Source organism: Streptomyces sp. NPDC031274 (assembly GCF_055570235.1).
Window position 1 is genome coordinate 52,465 of the sequence record NZ_JBVIHP010000027.1, and the last position, 16,296, is coordinate 68,760.

Consider the following 16,296-nt stretch of genomic DNA (forward strand, 5'->3'; position numbering starts at 1 on the left):
TAGAAGTGCGTATGCCCCTTATAAAGGCGTCGGCTCATCAAGACATCGGCTCAGCAAGGCATCGGCGCCGAACCCCTGAGCTTCAGGCGCACCCGCACGACTGCCGGACGACCAGACGTGACGGGAACACCTTCAGCCGCTCCCGGCGCGACCCGGCGACCCGAAGGCCGTCGTCCAGGACGAGATCGACCGCGGCCCGCGCCATGGCCGGCCTGTCCGATGCCACCGTCGTCAGCGGCGGGTCCGTCAGACCCGCTTCCTTGACGTCGTCGAACCCGGCGACGGCCAGCTGCTCCGGCACGTCGATCCGGAGCTCCCGCGCGGCACGGAGGATGCCGATCGCCTGGTCGTCGGTGGAGCAGAAGACCGCCGTCGGCCGATCCGGCCGGGCAAGGAGCTCAAGCGCCATCTGATACGCGTCATAGCGGTTGTACGGCGCCTCGAAGAGCCGCCCCTCGACCGGGCGCCCGGCCTCCTGCATGGCCCGCCGCCAGCCCTCGACGTGGTCGGAGACGGGGTCGCCGACGGTCGGGGTCTCGGCGGTGCCGCCGACGCAGGCCACGTACTCATGGCCGTGTTCGAGGAGGTGCCGGGTGGCCAGCTGCGCGCCGCCGACGTCGTCCGTGACCACGGCGACGTCGTCGATCGCCTCGGGCCGCTCGTGCAGGAGCACGACCCGCGCGTCCCACGCGTCGATCTCGGCGGCTGCCGAATCCGTCAGGCCGTGGCTGACGAGGATGAGCCCGGAGACCCGCATGCCGAGGAAGGCCCGCAGATAGTGGGCCTCGCGCTCGTCCACGTAGTCCGTGTTGCCGACGAGCACCATTTTTCCGCGCTCGGAGGCAGCCTGCTCCACCGCGTGCGTCATCTCCGCGAAGAACGGCTGGCGCGCGTCGGGCACGATCATGCCTATGAGGTCGGTCCGCCGCGACGCCATGGCCTGGGCGACCCGGTCGGGCCGGTACCCCAGCTCTTTGATCGCGGCGAGTACACGCTCGCGCGTGGCCGGGGCAACCGGCCTAGGTCCGTTGTTGATGACGTAGCTGACGACGGCGGTGGAAGTACCCGCAAGTCGCGCAACGTCATCCCGAGTCACCTTGGCCACGCGCGGAGTCTACGCGGATGGAACTACCGCTGGGCAGGGCGTACGGCAGCTTCCTTCGGCGCTGTTTCGGCGGGGTCCGCCTTCTCGACGGGAGGCGCGACGGGGGAGCCGGCGGGGTCGCCGTCGCGCTCGCCCTCGGGCCGCGGAGTCGCCGCCTTCGCCTTGGCGCCGTCGGCCGCACGTTCGACCTTTTCCGGCGTCACGAAGCGGTAGCCGACATTCCGGACGGTGCCGATGAGCGACTCGTGCTCGACGCCGAGCTTCGCGCGCAGGCGCCGTACGTGGACGTCGACCGTCCGCGTGCCGCCGAAGTAGTCGTAGCCCCAGACCTCCTGGAGCAGCTGGGCCCGCGTGAACACGCGCCCGGGGTGCTGCGCCAGGTACTTGATCAGCTCGAACTCCTTGAACGTCAGGTCGAGGACCCGGCCCTTCAGCTTCGCGCTGTACGTCGCCTCGTCCACGGAGAGATCGCCGTTGCGGATCTCCATGGGGGAGTCGTCGGAGGTGATCTGCTGGCGGCCCATCGCGAGCCGCAGACGCGCCTCGACCTCGGCAGGCCCTGCCGTGTCGAGGAGTACGTCGTCGATGCCCCAGTCGGCGGTGACGGCCGCGAGGCCGCCCTCCGTGACGACGAGGACCAGCGGACAGCCGGGTCCCGTGGAGCGGAGCAGCTGGCAGAGGCTGCGGACCTGCGGGAGGTCACGGCGGCCGTCGATCAGAATGACGTCGGCACCTGGGGTGTCGACGAGGGCCGGGCCTTCGGCGGGGGCCACCCGCACGTTGTGCAGCAGCAGGCCGAGAGCGGGAAGCACCTCCGTCGACGGCTGAAGGGCATTGGTAAGGAGCAGCAGAGAACTCATCGCTGCTCACCCGCCTGGGTCGTCCTACGGTTGTGCACGGTTCGCTCGCCCATAACGTCGGTTCCTCCTCGGTCCCTGCGAGGACGTTTACGGCACTGCTTCGTACTGCTCACTGCGGCGGAGGGCCCGCGCCCCGGGCTCTCCACGTGCGGATCCTTCGGTTTCGTATACGAACCCTCAGAAAGCACGAAAGGACCCGGGGGCTTCGCTGCCCGGATCCTCTGCCAAGGAGAATAACCCACATGACTTCCGGTTCGGCAGGCCAAGCGGCGGGATCTTCTGTGCCTCCGATCACTCGCACTGCGCCCCGCGTTCAACGGCGCGCAACGCTCCGTACACAGGACGGAGTCGCCATCGAGGCCGTCCACGAGCCCGGACCCGACCCGGCGGGGGAGCTCGCGATCGTGCTCGCGCACGGCTTCACGGGCGGCGTCGACCGGCCGCACGTGCGCCGCGCGGCGGGCGTTCTCGCCCAGCGTGCGGCCGTGATCACGTTCTCCTTCCGGGGGCACGGGGCGTCCGGCGGTCTCTCCACGGTCGGCGACCGCGAGGTGCTCGATCTGACGGCCGCGGTGGAGTGGGCCCGGTCCTTCGGCCATACGCGGGTGGTGACCGTGGGTTTCTCGATGGGCGGTTCCGTGGTGCTCCGGCACGCAGCGCTCGCCGGTGCCGCGCATGGGGGGCGCACCGAAGCGCGGGTTGACGCGGTGGTCGCGGTGAGCGCCCCGGCCCGTTGGTTCTACCGGGGAACGGCGCCGATGCGGCGGCTGCACTGGCTGGTGACGCGGCCCATGGGGCGTGTCGTGGGCCGCGTCGGCCTGCGCACGCGGATCCACCCGCACGAGTGGGACCCCGTCCCGCTGTCCCCGGTGGAATCGGTCCCGCTGATCGCGCCGACACCGCTCCTCATCGTGCACGGGGACCAGGACCCGTACTTCCCGGTGGACCACCCCCGGATGCTGGCCGCCGCCGCGGAGGGCGGGGCGGAGCTGTGGATGGAGGCGGGGATGGGCCACGCGGAGAACGCGGCGGACGACGCGCTGCTCGGTCGGATCGCCGAGTGGGCCACGGCATCATGGACGTCGGCCATCGCCGATGGCGTGTCGGCGACCGCCGATGGAACGTCGGCAACCGCCGAAGGAGAGGAGCTGCCGTGGTGAACGGCACCATTCGTTACTGGGCCGCGGCCAAAGCGGCCGCAGGCGTCGCGGAGGAGCCGTACGCTGCGGCGACGCTCGCCGAGGCGCTGGACGCGGCACGCGAGCGACACCCCGGTGAGCTGGTCCGTGTACTGCGGCGATGCTCGTTCCTCATCGACGGCGACCCCGTGGGTACCCGCGGGCATGAGACGGTACGGCTGGCCGAGGGCGGCACGGTCGAGGTGCTCCCGCCGTTCGCAGGAGGGTGAGCAGCGCTATGAGCGATCCACGGTACGAGGGCTCGGGGTACGGGGACTATGACCCCTACCGCCAGGAATATCCCCCGGAGCAGTACCCCCAGCAGCCGTACGCCCCTGAGCACCAGCAGCCGTACGCCCCTGAGCAGCAGCAGCAGCCGTACGCCCAGCAGGCGTACCCGCAGCAGCAGCCTTACGCCCAGGACGCCTACACCCAGCAGTGGGAGGGGCAGACCTGGGACACGCAGGTCCAGCCCTCACCCGTGGTGGACGTGACGGAGACGGCTTATCTGCCCCCGCAGGGGTTCGCGCAGCCGATGCCTTCGGACCCGGCTTCGGCGTACGGCGCGTCCTCCGCCGCCCCGGCGTACGGCGCGTCCTCCGCCGCTCATGCGGAACCCGGCGCCGCAGGTGGCCATGCCCGCCCTTCCCCGGGCTCTCCACCTCGTCCGAGCACGGCGGAGGCGGATGGCCCCGACACCTACGGCCCCGCCACCACCACCGGCAACCCCCGTGTCACCGACGCCCAGCGCGCCCGTGCCGAGGGGCGGTCGCCGATCATAGAGCCGGGGATCCAGCCCGCCGCGCTGACCGCCGTCCTCGGGCTGCTGCTCGCCGGTACGGCCGCCATCGGGCAGTACGCACTCCTCGTACCGCTCATCCTGCTGCAAGCCGTCACCGCCGCCGGATGGTTCCGGCTCAACGGGATGTGGCCCGCCCGCCAGGGCATCGCGCTCGCCTTCATGGGCGGTGTCGTCGCCGACATCGCGCTGCTCGTCACCGGCAAGGAGAACGCGCCCGCCGCGATCCTCGGCACCCTGGGCGTGTGGGTGCTGCTCGTGCTGGTCCTTCAGCTGCGCAGCCGCGCGTCCGCCGACGAGCGGATGGCCGGTCTGATGGCGACCGTCGCCTCCTCCGCCCTCGCGATCATCGCGACGGGGCACCTCGCGGCGTCGGACGACGCGATGACGGTGGGCGGCATCGCCGTCGCGGTCGCCGTGATCGCCCGCGCGCTGCCCCTGCCGACGCCCGCCTCCGTGGTCGTCGCGCTGCTCGCGGCGGCCGGAGCGGGCATCGCCGTCGGCGGTACGACGGACTTCGGCAGCAAGGGCGCGCTGCTCGGCCTCGGCGCCGGTGTCTGCGCGCTGATCGGCCACCGGGTCGCCAGCTACGACTATCCGTCCCGCTTCGTGCACATGACGGCGGGCGTCGCCCTGCCGCTCGCCGCGGCGGCCCCGGCCGTCTATCTCCTCGGCAGGGCCATCGGCTGACCGGCGGAGATGGACAGAGGCTGATCGTCACAGCTGATCGACAGGTCCCCGGCCGGGCTCTCCCGCCGGGGGCCTGTCCTTTAGGCTCGCGGCAAACGTCAGTTGAGTCGGGGGATCAAGGTGGGGGAACACCGGACATGAGCAAGCGCGCCGTACGAATACTTCTGACCGTCGTCGTGATCCTGGGGGGTCTGTTCGTGGGCGCCGACCGCCTGGCGGTGGGTTTCGCCGAGGACGAGGTGGCGAAGAAGCTGCGTTCGAGCGAGGGCCTCAGCGAGACGCCCGACGTCTCCATCAAGGGCTTTCCCTTCCTGACGCAGGTCGCGGGCGGCACGCTCGACGACGTCGAGATCGGCATGCAGAACTACGAGGCCACCTCCGGCTCCGACAAGATCCGCATCGCCGATCTGAACGCCCGGATGCAGGGCGTCGAATTCTCGGGGGACTACAGCTCGGCCACCGCCGAGAAGGCCACCGGCACGGCCCGGATCTCGTACGACGAGCTGCTCAAGGAGGCACAGGGCGAGCCGGTCGAGCTGCCGCTCGGTGCCACCGGCAAGGTCGTCGGGCTCTCGGACGGCGGCAACGGCAAGGTCAAGGTCGAGGTCGAGGTGAGCAAGGGCGGCGCCAAGCTGCCCAAGCCGGTGCACGTCATGAGCTCGGTGCGGGTCGAGGGCGACACGATCAAGGTGGACGCCGACCAGATCCCCAAGAAGATCGACGTCATGGGCGTATCGATTCCCCTCCCCGAGGGCATGGTCCGCGATGTGACGGACTTCGAGGAGAAGGTCAGCGGGCTGCCGGGCGGCATCAAGATCGACGAGGTGGAGCCTGCGCAGGACGGCGTGGACATCACGGTCAAGGGGACGAACGTGAAGCTCGCGGGCTGAGGCCCTTTCAGGCGGCCGTTCAGCAGTAGGTTCCGCCGTACGTTCAGCAGTAGGTTCCGCAATACGTTCAGCAGTGCGTTCCGCAGTACGAGACAGAGCCGTCCGCGCCATGGATGCGGCAGGGGTGAAGCCCTCCCCCCGCCCCCGCGCGGGCGGCTCTGTTCGTCGATCGATCCCACATCGTGGATGATCGCGTCTCATCATTCGACATGCCGGTGACACGGCCGCCCTCGCGTCCTTACGATCGGACGCATGCACCGACAGGCGGACCTCACGAAGCGGCGGGCAGTGGACCTGTGCCGCGTCGCCGCCATGCTCTGTCGCACCTTCTGAGCGGGAGCCCCGACTCCCGTATCCCCCGGCCCATTGACCTCGTCAGGGCCACCCCGTGCCGCGTACGCCGCGCCATCGCGCAGTCACAGCACGTACCCGGCGCCCCCTCGCACAGCATCAAAGCCCCGCCGTAACTGCCCCGGAGGAGACAAAGTATGAGCCGCAGCGACGTCCTGGTAGACGCCGACTGGGTCGAGGCCCACATCGACGACCCGAAGGTCGTCATCGTCGAGGTCGACGAAGACACCTCCGCGTACGACAAGAACCACATCAAGAACGCGGTCCGCATCGACTGGACCGACGACCTCCAGGACCCGGTCCGCCGCGACTTCGTGGACCAGGAGGGCTTCGAGAAGCTCCTCTCGGCCAAGGGCATCGCGAACGACACCACCGTCGTCCTCTACGGCGGCAACAACAACTGGTTCGCGTCCTACGCCTTCTGGTACTTCAAGCTCTACGGCCACCAGGACGTGAAGCTCCTCGACGGCGGCCGCAAGAAGTGGGAGCTCGACTCCCGCGACCTCGTCGACGGCGACCAGGTGCCGCAGCGCGCCGCGACCTCGTACAAGGCCAAGCCCCAGGACAGCTCGATCCGTGCCTTCCGCGACGACGTCGTGGCGGCCATCGGTTCGCAGAACCTGGTCGACGTCCGTTCGCCCGACGAGTTCAGCGGCAAGCTGCTCGCCCCGGCGCACCTTCCGCAGGAGCAGTCGCAGCGTCCGGGCCACGTCCCGTCCGCGCGCAACATCCCGTGGTCGAAGAACGCCAACGACGACGGCACCTTCAAGTCGGACGACGAGCTCAAGGCCCTCTACGAGGACGAGCAGGTCGACCTGGCCAAGGACACCATCGCGTACTGCCGCATCGGTGAGCGTTCGGCCCTGACCTGGTTCGTCCTGCACGAGCTGCTCGGCCAGACCAACGTCAAGAACTACGACGGCTCCTGGACCGAGTACGGCTCCCTCGTCGGCGTGCCGATCGAGCTCGGCGCCAACAAGTAACCCTCCCGCCCCCCCCGGCAGTGACCAGCTGACCAGCTAAGGAAGAACGCATATGTGTGGAGCGAAGGCCGGCGGACCCGACGCCTCGACGATCAAGCCCGGCGAGACCACCATCCAGGGCCAGGTGACCCGCGACGGCGAACCCGTCAGCGGCTACGTGCGCCTGCTCGACTCGACCGGCGAGTTCACCGCCGAGGTCCCGACCTCGGCGACCGGCCAGTTCCGCTTCTACGCGGCCGAGGGCACGTGGACGCTGCGCGCCCTGATCCCGGGCGGCACGGCCGACCGTACGGTCGTGGCGCAGACGGGCGGCCTCGCGGAGGTCGCGATCGCGGTCTAGCTCTTCACGCGCCTCTCGCACTGCTCCGCGGGCTTCGAGGCGCCGCGTCGGACTCCGTCCGCCGACTCTGTGCGGGCGGGGTCCGACGCGTATGAACGGCCGAGGGCCGTGTCCCTGGGGGTTGGACGCTTCCGTATCCGGGACGCGGCCCTTCGCGCCGTTCAGCAGCACCAGAATGCGGTGGGCCACCGGATGCGGTCCTTCAGCTGGCAGGTGTCAGCTGGCAGCTGTCTGCCGTGTCTGTGGCTACCGCCGGTGCTTGCCGTCCAGTTCGTCCCACCACTCGTCGGACTTCGAGTCCCCCGAGGGGTCGTCCCACCAGCGGTCCTCAGGGCCGCGCCGGTTGGCCACGATGGCGGCCAGGGGCGGGATCACCATCGCCACCACGCACATCCCGACGGCGACGGGAATGGACCAGAGCCGCACGACGCCCCACGCCAGGACGAAGAGGGCGATGCACGTGCCCATCATGGCGAAGTACGCATGGCGACGTCGCGCGAACATAAGTCCAGCGTACGACTGGGTCGGCCAGGAGACGAGCGTCAGTGGACGAGCGTTTGCGTGCTGTCAGCGGACGAGTGCCTGCGTGCCGTCAGTAGACGAGTGCCTGCGTGCCGTCCGTCATGGCTTCCTGTACGAACACCTGTGCGCCCGCGATCCGTACCCCGTCGATCACGTCCTTCTCGGTGATCTCGCGGCGCGCCGCGCACTGTGTGCAGAGCGTGATCTGTCCCGCGGCCACGATCGAGTCGATCAGATCGGGCAGCGGCGCCGCGTGCGGCAGCTCGAACTCCGCCGCGCGCCCCGGCAGCGCGAACCACGCCGACTCGCCCGTCAGCCAGAGCGAGACCTCCACTCCGCTGGCCACGGCAACGGCCGCCACCGTGAACGCCTGCGAGCAGCGCTCGGGGGCGTCGGCCCCGGCGGTCACCTTGATCACGAGCTTCTTCGCCATGGCCGCATCGTAAGGCCGACGGGGGGACCACCCGTAAGGCCACCCGCAAGGGTGCCCGTAAGGCCCACCTCGCAGAGAGGTGCGGGGCGCGCACGACTAGAGTGGGAGCGGCTCTGATGCCTGCCCCACCAGCTCACCCCATAGCTCACCGAGGAGCACCCCGTGCTTGAGGCCTTCTTCTCCGCCCTGCTGGTTCTGGTCTGCGTCGGCGTTCTCGCCTTCGCCGGACTGTCCGTGAAGAAGCTGTACCAGGGTCAGCGCTGAGCCCCGTACACCCCGTACGCCACCTAGAGATCGCCTGAGCTTCCCATGATCGAGATTCCGTCCGACCTGCACCCCGACCTCGTGCCCCTCGTCTGGCTCCTCGGCAACTGGGCCGGCGCGGGTGTCACCGACTTCCCCGGCGCCGAGAAGGCGAACTTCGGTCAGGAAGTGTCCTTCTCCCATGACGGGCGGGACTTCATCGAGTACCACTCGCACACGTGGGTGCTCGACGCCGAGGGCAACAAGGTCAAGCCGCTGGAGTCCGAGTCGGGCTTCTGGCGCATCGACAAGGACCGCAAGGTCGAGACCGTGATGGTCCGCGACGACGGCGTCGTCGAGGTCTGGTACGGCGAGCTCGCCGACCAGAAGCCGCAGATCGACATCGTCACGGACGCGGTGGCCCGCACGGCGGCCTCCGGCCCGTACACCGGCGGCAAGCGTCTTTACGGGTATGTGAAGGGCGACCTGATGTGGGTCGGCGAGAAGCAGACCCCCGAGGTGCCGCTGCGGCCGTACATGTCGGCGCAGCTGAAGAAGGTCGTCTCGCCCGAGGACGTCGCCGAGATGGCCAGGGGCCTGGGCGATCTGCCGGACGACGGCATCGCCTTCTTCAAGTAGGCGGCCTGGTTCTTCCAGCGGGCGGCCGGTTCTTCCAGCGGGCCGCGGGCCCCTCTGGCCTAGACTGCCTGTGTGGCAAGCACCGACTTCGACTGGAAGAGCGACCTGCGACAGCGCGGCTACCGGCTGACGCCGCAGCGTCAGCTCGTCCTCGAAGCCGTCGACGCCCTTGAGCACGCGACCCCCGACGACATCCTCTGCGAAGTGCGGAAGACGGCGTCGGGGATCAACATCTCCACGGTGTACCGGACCCTTGAGCTCCTGGAGGAGCTGGGTCTTGTCAGCCACGCGCACCTGGGGCACGGTGCGCCGACGTACCACCTGGCGGACCGACACCACCACATCCATCTGGTCTGCCGGGACTGTACGAACGTCATCGAGGCCGATGTCTCCGTGGCGGCCGAGTTCACCGCGAAGCTGCGGGACGAGTTCGGCTTCGACACGGACCTGAAGCACTTCGCGATCTTCGGCCGCTGCGAGAACTGCTCCGCCGGGGAGAACGGCCCCGGCGAGGAGAACCGCTCCACCGAGGAGAACGGCCCCGGCAAGGAATAAGAACGCCCGCTACCAGGTCGTAGTGTGGGTGAACATGAAGAGCCCCCTCCTGTCCCTGCCCGGCGCCGTCCCCGCCGAGGGCGTGGACGAAGGCGTCGCCGCCCACTACGGCGATCTGTTCCGTGAGCAGCGCGCCCTCGCCGACGGCACCGGTTTCGTCGACCTCTCGCACCGCGGCGTCGTCACCGTCTCAGGACCCGACCGGCTGAGCTGGCTGCACCTGCTGCTCACGCAGCACGTGACCGAGCTGCCCGTCGGGCAGGCCACCGAGGCGCTGATCCTCTCCGCGAACGGCCACATCGAGCACGCCCTCTATCTCGTCGACGACGGCGAGACGGTGTGGGCGCACGTCGAGCCCGGCACCCAGGACGCCCTTGTCGCGTACCTGGAGAGCATGAAGTTCTTCAACCGGGTCGAAGTCGCCGACCGCACGGACGAGTTCGCGGTCGTGTACCTGCCCGCAGGTTCGATCGCCCCGGTCCCGGAAGGCGTCGTCGTGCGCGAGACGCCGCACGGCCGCGATCTGTTCCTGCCGCGTACGTCTCTTGAGTCGTACGCCGACGAGAGCGGCCCCGCGATCGGCCTCCTGGCCTACGAGGCGCTGCGCGTGGAGACGCACCGGCCGCGGCTCGGCTTCGAGACGGACCACCGCACGATCCCGCACGAGCTCGGCTGGATCGGCACGGCGGTGCATCTGCAGAAGGGCTGCTACCGCGGCCAGGAGACGGTCGCCCGCGTCCAGAACCTGGGCAAGCCCCCGCGCCGCCTGGTCTTCCTCCACCTGGACGGCAGCGAGGTCCATCTGCCGGTGGCCGGGACCGAGCTGCGTCTCGCCTCGGAGGGCGAGGAGGGCCGGAAGCTGGGCTTCATCACGACGGCGGTACGCCACCACGAGCTGGGCCCGATCGCGCTCGCGCTCGTGAAGCGGAACGTGCCGCTCGACGCGGGGCTGCTCGCGGGGACGGTGGCGGCCTCGCAGGAGGTCGTGGTCGAACCGTAGGGGGCGGGGGCCGGGCGTCGGGGATGCGGGGTGATCAGGTGGGCGGGCGGGAAGGAGCCCGCTCGCCCAAGCGGCGGATCAGTTCGGGCCTGTCACATCTCGATCAGCACGGTGAACGGCCCGTCGTTGGTCAGTGACACCCGCATCTGCGCTCCGAAGCGCCCCGTCGCCACCGTCGCGCCCAGCGAACGAAGTTGGGCGACGACCTCGTCCACCAGGGGCTCGGCGACATCGCCGGGGGCGGCGGCGTTCCACGTGGGCCTACGGCCCTTCCTCGCGTCGCCGTACAGTGTGAACTGGCTGATGACCAGCAGCGGCGCGTCGATGTCCGAGCAGGACCTCTCGTCGGCCAGCATCCGAACGGACCAGAGTTTGCGGGCCAGTTGGGCCGCCTTCTCCTTGGTGTCCTCGTGGGTCACCCCCACCAGGACGCACAGGCCCTCGCCGCTGATCTCGCCGACCGTCTCGGGGCCGTTCTCGCCCTCGACGACGACGCTCGCTCCGTCCACCCTCTGCACCACAGCACGCATATGGCCCATCATGCCTGCTCCGTACGGCCGAGGTGGCCGCCGGATGCGCCGCCCGCGGGGGTACCCTGAACCCCCCATCTGGGGTTGATTGGGGCACTCGCTCACATAGCGGCCACTCGGGGTGGCACCATGCTCACACGCGGTGTACCGCGCCGGTCGAGGGGACGGTAGAGCCACATGAGCACACCAAGTACGGGGCAGCCGCCCGGATCCGTGTCGCTGACCCGCATGAGCGCCGCACGGCGTGCGAACGTGCCGCGGCCGCCCATGCAGCGCACGGGCGGTGCGGTCCTTTCCGGGCAGCCCGAGCACGACCTGGCCGCGCTGCTCCTGCGCGAGCTGCGTGAGCTGCGCAGGGACGCGCAGCAGAACGAGGCGGACCTGAGCTATGTCCGGCGCCTCCTCCAGGGGCGGATCGACATCCTGCGGGCCGAGGTCGCGCGCCGCAGGGACCCGAAGGCGCCGGGTCCGGAGGGGCCGCTCGTGCTGCGGCTCTCCGAGATCCTCACGGACGGCCCGGCCCGGCACCGCTCGTCGGCCCGGCATGTGACCCTCGGCACGCCGCACAGCGCGGAGTACGGCCTCCTGGCCACGGAGATGCTGGCCGAGGTCGAGCTCTCCGACCTGGACGCCCGTACGGACGACGAGCTGCACACGGCCATGGGGCGGCTCACCCGCTACGAACAGCAGGTTTCCCGGCGCCGCCAGCAGCTCCAGCGCACGGCGGACGATTGCAGCGCGGAGATCGCCCGCAGGTACCGTGAAGGCGAAGCACAAGTGGACGACCTGCTCGCCTGACCCGGTGACCCCGGCTTTCGCGGGCGGCGCCGTCACGCCACCCCCCGCCCCGGAAGGCCGAAGATGACCTCGACGTCCGCCGAGTCCGCAGCCACCCCCGCCATACCCCCGGTCATATCCCCGGTCCTCGCCGAGGTCGTGCGTTCCGGCTTCGTCGAGGGCCGTCACAGGGGAAGCCTGGTGCTGCTCGCGGCGGACGGCAGCGTGGAGCTGGCCATGGGGGACGTGAGCGCCCCCGTCTTCCCGAGGTCGGCCAACAAGCCGATGCAGGCGGCCGGTGTGCTGCGGGCGGGGCTCGACCTGTCGGGCGAGCGGCTCGCGCTGACGGCGGCGAGCCACTCCGGGGAGGGGTTCCACCGGGACCTCGTACAGAAGATGCTGGCCGAGCACGGCCTGACGGCGGCGGACCTCCAGTGCCCGCCCGACCTCCCGCTCGACGCGGTCGAGGCCGAGACATATCTGGCAGCGGGCGCCATTCGTGACCGGGTCACGATGAACTGCTCCGGCAAGCACGCGTCGATGCTGGCGGTGTGCGAGCTGAACGGCTGGCCCACGGATTCCTACCTGGACCCGCGCCACCCCCTCCAGCAGCTGATCCTCCAGGTGGTCGAGGAAGCGGCGGGGGAGAAGGTGGCGGCCGTCGGCACGGACGGCTGCGGCGCCCCGCTGATGGCGATCTCCCTGACCGGCCTCGCCCGCGCCTTCCGCCACTTCGTCCTCGCCCCCGAGGGGACGGCGGAGCGCCGGGTCGCGGACGCGATGCGGGCCCACCCCGAGTACGTGGCAGGGACGCGCAGGCCCGACACGTGGCTCATGCGGGAGATCCCCGGTGCGCTCTCCAAGATGGGCGCCGAGGCGGTCCAGGCGTTCGCGCTGCCGGACGGCCGTGCACTGGCCTTCAAGGTGGATGACGGCGGGATACGGGCCCTGGGCCCCATCCTGGCCCGTGCGCTGCGTCTGGCGGGCGTGGAGGCGGACGTACTCACCCGCGTCGGCCATGCGCCCCTGCTCGGCGGCCCCACCGAGGTGGGGGAGATCCGGGCGGCGTTCTAGCCGCCGCCCGAGACCTCCCCCCGCTCCCCCTCCCCCCTCCCTCGGATCAGTGACTGACCGGGCTCCCGGCTCCCCTCCGGATGGGAGAACCCGGTCAGTCGGCACTTGTCAGCCCGACTGGGCGAGCAGCAGGACGAGGAGCGCAGCCCCCACGCCGCTGATCTTGGTGTTCTTGGCCTCGACGCCCACCGTCAGCAGGACGAACCCCCGGCAGCCAACCCCTCAGGGTTCCTGCCAGGCTGCCTAAGTTGGCCGCCAACTTCACCTGAGTTATCTCCGCGATGGCTCGATTAATAACCACCTTCTGAGCAACTTCACAGCAACTCCCCAAAGTTGGCCCGAAGTTGTACCGTTTGGTTGTGAGCGGGGAACCTGCCCCTGTCAAGGGGATGAAGAGGCCGCACAGGTCTCACCACGAGGTGGCCGACGAGCTTCGCGACCGGATCAGGTCCGGGTCGCTGCGGCCCGGCCAACGCATGCCCACTCAGGCCGAGTTGGCCGACGAGTTCGGCGTAGAGCGTGGCGCGATACGTGAGGCGCTGCGCACCCTGCAGGGCGAGAACCTGCTGGCGAACGTGTCCAAGGGCAGCCCGGCCACGGTCGCCGAGCCCGCGGGGCGCGGGCTGTCCGGGCCCTGTGGCGTCAAGCCGCAGTCGACCATGGTCGGCCTCGCCCCGCGCATCGCCGCCGCGTTCGAGTCCCCGCATGTGGAGATCGACGCGCTCTGCCTGACCTCCGTCTCACTCACGATGGCGATCGGTGAACCGCTCCGCCAGATTCACGCCGGACAGCGGAAACCGGCCAAGGTCACCGTCCGCGTACTGCTGCCGAGCCGCAGCATCGACCTCGCCTTTCCCACGCCGGTGGACAGCGGGGACGACGAGGGCGGCCATGTGCACAGACACTGGCTCGACCAGCGGAACGCGCAGGGGCAGGTCCTGCGCCACAACCTCCTCGCGCTGCGGGCCTCGCACGACGTCGACGTGCAGGTCTCGTTCCGTGCGCTGCCGTTCACGCCGCCGGTGAAGCTGTATCTCCTCAACGGTTCCGAAGCGCTCTTCGCGTACTACACCCTCGCCAAGCAGAGCGAGGAGATCGGCCACGAGTACCTGGAGATGTACGACGCCCAGGGCGCGCAGTCGATGCTCTTCCCCTTCCACCAGGGCGACGGGCTGCGGGACACGATGTTGGTGGAGCAGTCCCGCCTCTGGTTCGACGCGCTCTGGGGCACGATCAGTCAGGACCTGGACCTGGAGCCGGACCTGGCGCGCGGCTGACTCGTGGCCGACTCCTGACGGACTCCTGGCCGAATCCTGGCTGCTCGTGACTAGATCGCGGGCCCGGTCATCACCAGCGCGATCACGACCGCGCCCTGCCATCTCAAATGAGTTGGCAACCAACTTCACTCAATCTTTCCGCTATTGGTCCCGCAACATAAACAACTTCAGGACAACTGCCCTGAGATGGCGAGGAGTTGTATCGTCTGGTTGTGACCCAGGAGAACGTTGCAGTGAACGGCAGCAGAAAGCTCACTCCCCAGGACATCGCCGACATCCTTCGCGACCGCATCCGCTCCGGCGACCTCAAGCCGGGCGACCGGCTCCCCACGCAGGCGGTGCTCGCGAAAGAGTTCGGCGTGGAGCGGGGGACGGTGCGCCAGGCGCTGAAGACGCTGCAGGGCGACGGCCTCCTGGCCAACGTGAGCAAGGGCAGCCCGCCACGGATCGCGGCGGAGCCGCCGGTTTCGACATCGGCGGCCGAGGAGCCGCAGGCCTCGATGGTCGGCCTCGCGCCACGGCTCGCGGCGGCGTTCTCGGAGCCCCAGGTGCGGATCGACGTGGTGTCCTACACGGCGGAGACGCTGATCCTGGCGCTCGGTGACCCCCTGCGCCGCATCCACGAGGGACTCATCCACCCGGAATCGATCAGCGTCCGCATCCTGCTGCCCAGCAGCGACATCGACCTGGCGTTCCCCAGGCCGGTCGACGGCCAGGGAGACGAGGACGGCAAGGTCCACCGGCGCTGGCTCGCACTGCGCAACACCCAGGGGCAGGTCCTGCGCCACAACCTGCGGGTGCTGCGCGCCTCGCACGGCATCGACGTCGACGTGTCGTTCCGCGCGCTGCCGTTCACACCGCCGGTCAAGCTCTATCTGCTCAATCAGAAGGAGGCGCTCCTCGCCTACTACACGATCGAGCGCAGCATGCTGGACTTCGGCAGTGCGGAGTTGGAGGCGTTCGACGTCGCGGGGCTGAAGTCGCCCCTGTTCTCCTTCGACAAGAGTGCGGCCCCCCGGGACGCCGCCTTCGTGGAGGAGTCCCAGAAATGGTTCGACGCACTCTGGGCAACCATCGCGACGGACCTGACACTCTCTTAGTGACTCCTGATACGACGCAGACCGACGAACAGATGACAGAAGAGATCAAGAATCTGCGAGAGCTGGTCGTTCGGGCCCGCTTCGTCCTCTTCGACTTCGACGGGCCCATCTGCCAGCTGTTCGCCCAGCACAAGGCCGAGCGGATCGCGGCGGGCATGTTGCGCGGGTTGGAGGAGCGAGGTCTGCACGGTCTGCTGTCCGAGAAGATGCGGGCGGAGGCGGACCCACAGGTCGTCATGCGCGCCGTCGCCGCCCGGCACCCCGGCAGCGATCTGATCACCGAGATCGAGGAGCAGCTCACTCAGGAGGAGCTGACGGCGACAGCGACCGCGTATCCGACTCCGTACGCCGACCCCGTGATCCAGACCTGGGTCAATGCCGACGCCCGGCTCGCGGTCACCACCAACAATTCCGCGCGTGCGGTGACGAGGTACCTCGAATCGCGCAACCTCATGCACTGCTTCGCCCCGCACGTCTACGGCCGCACCCAGAACCTCGATCTGCTCAAACCCCACCCGCACTGCATCACCCGCGCCCTGAGCGCCATGGGTGCCGCCCCCTCCACGGCGCTGATGATCGGCGACGCGCCCACCGACCACGAAGCCGCGGGGCGGGCCGGAGTGAGCTTCCTGGGCTACGCGCGTACCGATCACAAGGAAGAGCTGTTGCGGGCAGCGGGGGTCAGGCCCGAGCACATCGTCAGATCCCTCGAACCCGTTCTCAAGATCCTTCGCGCACCGAGCTGACGCGGTGCTGACGCGGGTCCGACGCGGGGCCGACACAGTGATCCGACATGGGTCCGACACGGTGGTCCGACGCGGGTCCGACACCGCCTGTGCGGATGCTTCTCGTCCTGCTCGCCGAGTAACGCCCGGTGGATGAGCGCGTTACATAGCGCGTCACATCCTTGGCTACTCTCGCCCGTGTGCTGCCCTCATGCCGCGTGGAAG

The 16,296-nt window shown here is 69.6% G+C and carries 20 protein-coding genes; 15 read left to right on the top strand and 5 right to left on the bottom strand.

All coding sequences use genetic code 11. From position 1 onward, the window contains the following. Positions 1-82: 82 nt before the first annotated feature. Positions 83-1,105: a LacI family DNA-binding transcriptional regulator gene (locus ACZ5CR_RS34205; RefSeq protein WP_468864786.1), complete on the bottom strand. Its 1,023-nt coding sequence runs from the start codon at positions 1,103-1,105 to the stop codon at positions 83-85. Positions 1,106-1,128: 23 nt separating this feature from the next. Next, complete coding sequence (locus ACZ5CR_RS34210) at positions 1,129-1,965, bottom strand: response regulator transcription factor (RefSeq protein WP_468864788.1); 837 nt, start codon at positions 1,963-1,965, stop codon at positions 1,129-1,131. A 242-nt stretch (positions 1,966-2,207) separates the two neighbouring features. Here ACZ5CR_RS34210 and ACZ5CR_RS34215 point away from each other — a divergent pair, with 242 nt between their 5' ends. The 7 genes from ACZ5CR_RS34215 to ACZ5CR_RS34245 all read left to right on the top strand — a co-directional run bounded on the left by ACZ5CR_RS34215 (position 2,208) and on the right by ACZ5CR_RS34245 (position 7,196). Further along, positions 2,208-3,125, top strand: a complete 918-nt coding sequence (locus ACZ5CR_RS34215; RefSeq protein WP_468864790.1) for an alpha/beta hydrolase — start codon at positions 2,208-2,210, stop codon at positions 3,123-3,125. Further along, on the top strand, positions 3,119-3,373 hold the full coding sequence (locus tag ACZ5CR_RS34220) for a MoaD/ThiS family protein (RefSeq protein ID WP_383276195.1): 255 nt from the start codon (positions 3,119-3,121) through the stop codon (positions 3,371-3,373). Before ACZ5CR_RS34215 ends, ACZ5CR_RS34220 begins: the two co-directional genes overlap by 7 nt. An 8-nt stretch (positions 3,374-3,381) precedes the next feature. Next, the gene (locus tag ACZ5CR_RS34225) at positions 3,382-4,632 is read left to right on the top strand and encodes a hypothetical protein (protein ID WP_468864792.1); all 1,251 of its coding nucleotides are present in this window, start codon (positions 3,382-3,384) and stop codon (positions 4,630-4,632) included. A gap of 137 nt (positions 4,633-4,769) precedes the next feature. Then, a complete protein-coding gene (locus ACZ5CR_RS34230) occupies positions 4,770-5,522 on the top strand; it encodes an LmeA family phospholipid-binding protein (protein ID WP_468864794.1) in 753 nt (250 codons plus the stop codon). A gap of 252 nt (positions 5,523-5,774) precedes the next feature. Continuing rightward, positions 5,775-5,855 carry a putative leader peptide gene (locus ACZ5CR_RS34235; protein ID WP_350893136.1) on the top strand — a complete coding sequence of 27 codons (81 nt, stop codon included), beginning with the start codon at positions 5,775-5,777 and terminating at the stop codon, positions 5,853-5,855. Positions 5,856-6,010: 155 nt separating this feature from the next. Next, positions 6,011-6,856: a sulfurtransferase gene (locus ACZ5CR_RS34240; RefSeq protein ID WP_468864795.1), complete on the top strand. Its 846-nt coding sequence runs from the start codon at positions 6,011-6,013 to the stop codon at positions 6,854-6,856. 52 nt (positions 6,857-6,908) lie between these two features. Continuing rightward, entirely contained in the window at positions 6,909-7,196 is a 288-nt protein-coding gene (locus tag ACZ5CR_RS34245; RefSeq protein WP_160505842.1) for a DUF1416 domain-containing protein, read from the top strand. Positions 7,197-7,442: 246 nt separating this feature from the next. On the opposite strand, the gene ACZ5CR_RS34250 is transcribed toward ACZ5CR_RS34245, so the two are convergent. Continuing rightward, positions 7,443-7,700, bottom strand: coding sequence for a DUF3099 domain-containing protein (locus ACZ5CR_RS34250; protein WP_453544272.1), 258 nt, complete (start codon positions 7,698-7,700; stop codon positions 7,443-7,445). Positions 7,701-7,788: 88 nt separating this feature from the next. After that, the gene (locus tag ACZ5CR_RS34255; RefSeq protein ID WP_389915838.1) at positions 7,789-8,151 is read right to left on the bottom strand and encodes a DsrE family protein; all 363 of its coding nucleotides are present in this window, start codon (positions 8,149-8,151) and stop codon (positions 7,789-7,791) included. Positions 8,152-8,460: 309 nt separating this feature from the next. On the opposite strand from ACZ5CR_RS34255, the gene ACZ5CR_RS34260 reads away from it, so the two are divergent. From ACZ5CR_RS34260 to ygfZ, 3 genes are all read left to right on the top strand, one after another. After that, the gene (locus ACZ5CR_RS34260) at positions 8,461-9,033 is read left to right on the top strand and encodes a heme-binding beta-barrel domain-containing protein (protein ID WP_468864798.1); all 573 of its coding nucleotides are present in this window, start codon (positions 8,461-8,463) and stop codon (positions 9,031-9,033) included. Between the two features lie 72 nt (positions 9,034-9,105). Continuing rightward, a complete protein-coding gene (locus tag ACZ5CR_RS34265; RefSeq protein ID WP_468864801.1) occupies positions 9,106-9,588 on the top strand; it encodes a Fur family transcriptional regulator in 483 nt (160 codons plus the stop codon). Between the two features lie 34 nt (positions 9,589-9,622). Beyond that, positions 9,623-10,588 carry a CAF17-like 4Fe-4S cluster assembly/insertion protein YgfZ gene (ygfZ, locus tag ACZ5CR_RS34270; protein WP_468864803.1) on the top strand — a complete coding sequence of 322 codons (966 nt, stop codon included), beginning with the start codon at positions 9,623-9,625 and terminating at the stop codon, positions 10,586-10,588. Between the two features lie 92 nt (positions 10,589-10,680). Here ygfZ and dtd read toward each other — a convergent pair whose 3' ends face one another. Further along, a complete protein-coding gene (gene dtd / locus ACZ5CR_RS34275; RefSeq protein ID WP_468864805.1) occupies positions 10,681-11,118 on the bottom strand; it encodes a D-aminoacyl-tRNA deacylase in 438 nt (145 codons plus the stop codon). A gap of 177 nt (positions 11,119-11,295) precedes the next feature. On the opposite strand from dtd, the gene ACZ5CR_RS34280 reads away from it, so the two are divergent. The 5 genes from ACZ5CR_RS34280 to ACZ5CR_RS34300 all read left to right on the top strand — a co-directional run bounded on the left by ACZ5CR_RS34280 (position 11,296) and on the right by ACZ5CR_RS34300 (position 16,092). After that, positions 11,296-11,916 (top strand): RsiG family protein, encoded by a 621-nt coding sequence (locus ACZ5CR_RS34280; RefSeq protein ID WP_468864808.1) that lies wholly within the window; start codon positions 11,296-11,298, stop codon positions 11,914-11,916. Between the two features lie 63 nt (positions 11,917-11,979). Then, positions 11,980-12,969, top strand: coding sequence for an asparaginase (locus ACZ5CR_RS34285; RefSeq protein WP_468864811.1), 990 nt, complete (start codon positions 11,980-11,982; stop codon positions 12,967-12,969). A 353-nt stretch (positions 12,970-13,322) separates the two neighbouring features. Next, positions 13,323-14,246 carry a FadR/GntR family transcriptional regulator gene (locus ACZ5CR_RS34290; protein WP_468864813.1) on the top strand — a complete coding sequence of 308 codons (924 nt, stop codon included), beginning with the start codon at positions 13,323-13,325 and terminating at the stop codon, positions 14,244-14,246. Between the two features lie 206 nt (positions 14,247-14,452). Further along, positions 14,453-15,346: a GntR family transcriptional regulator gene (locus ACZ5CR_RS34295; RefSeq protein WP_468864974.1), complete on the top strand. Its 894-nt coding sequence runs from the start codon at positions 14,453-14,455 to the stop codon at positions 15,344-15,346. 32 nt (positions 15,347-15,378) lie between these two features. Then, positions 15,379-16,092, top strand: a complete 714-nt coding sequence (locus ACZ5CR_RS34300; RefSeq protein ID WP_468864814.1) for an HAD family hydrolase — start codon at positions 15,379-15,381, stop codon at positions 16,090-16,092. Positions 16,093-16,296 lie beyond the last annotated feature (204 nt).

Bases quoted from the DNA above. Each gene is read 5' to 3' on its own strand.
- ACZ5CR_RS34210 (WP_468864788.1), bottom strand. From the start codon at position 1,965: ATGAGTTCTCTGCTGCTCCTTACCAATGCCCTTCAGCCGTCGACGGAG.
- ACZ5CR_RS34215 (WP_468864790.1), top strand. From the start codon at position 2,208: ATGACTTCCGGTTCGGCAGGCCAAGCGGCGGGATCTTCTGTGCCTCCG.
- ACZ5CR_RS34225 (WP_468864792.1), top strand. From the start codon at position 3,382: ATGAGCGATCCACGGTACGAGGGCTCGGGGTACGGGGACTATGACCCC.
- ACZ5CR_RS34230 (WP_468864794.1), top strand. From the start codon at position 4,770: ATGAGCAAGCGCGCCGTACGAATACTTCTGACCGTCGTCGTGATCCTG.
- ACZ5CR_RS34235 (WP_350893136.1), top strand. From the start codon at position 5,775: ATGCACCGACAGGCGGACCTCACGAAGCGGCGGGCAGTGGACCTGTGC.
- ACZ5CR_RS34240 (WP_468864795.1), top strand. From the start codon at position 6,011: ATGAGCCGCAGCGACGTCCTGGTAGACGCCGACTGGGTCGAGGCCCAC.
- ACZ5CR_RS34245 (WP_160505842.1), top strand. From the start codon at position 6,909: ATGTGTGGAGCGAAGGCCGGCGGACCCGACGCCTCGACGATCAAGCCC.
- ACZ5CR_RS34250 (WP_453544272.1), bottom strand. From the start codon at position 7,700: ATGTTCGCGCGACGTCGCCATGCGTACTTCGCCATGATGGGCACGTGC.
- ACZ5CR_RS34255 (WP_389915838.1), bottom strand. From the start codon at position 8,151: ATGGCGAAGAAGCTCGTGATCAAGGTGACCGCCGGGGCCGACGCCCCC.
- ACZ5CR_RS34260 (WP_468864798.1), top strand. From the start codon at position 8,461: ATGATCGAGATTCCGTCCGACCTGCACCCCGACCTCGTGCCCCTCGTC.
- ygfZ (WP_468864803.1), top strand. From the start codon at position 9,623: ATGAAGAGCCCCCTCCTGTCCCTGCCCGGCGCCGTCCCCGCCGAGGGC.
- dtd (WP_468864805.1), bottom strand. From the start codon at position 11,118: ATGCGTGCTGTGGTGCAGAGGGTGGACGGAGCGAGCGTCGTCGTCGAG.
- ACZ5CR_RS34280 (WP_468864808.1), top strand. From the start codon at position 11,296: ATGAGCACACCAAGTACGGGGCAGCCGCCCGGATCCGTGTCGCTGACC.
- ACZ5CR_RS34285 (WP_468864811.1), top strand. From the start codon at position 11,980: ATGACCTCGACGTCCGCCGAGTCCGCAGCCACCCCCGCCATACCCCCG.
- ACZ5CR_RS34300 (WP_468864814.1), top strand. From the start codon at position 15,379: ATGACAGAAGAGATCAAGAATCTGCGAGAGCTGGTCGTTCGGGCCCGC.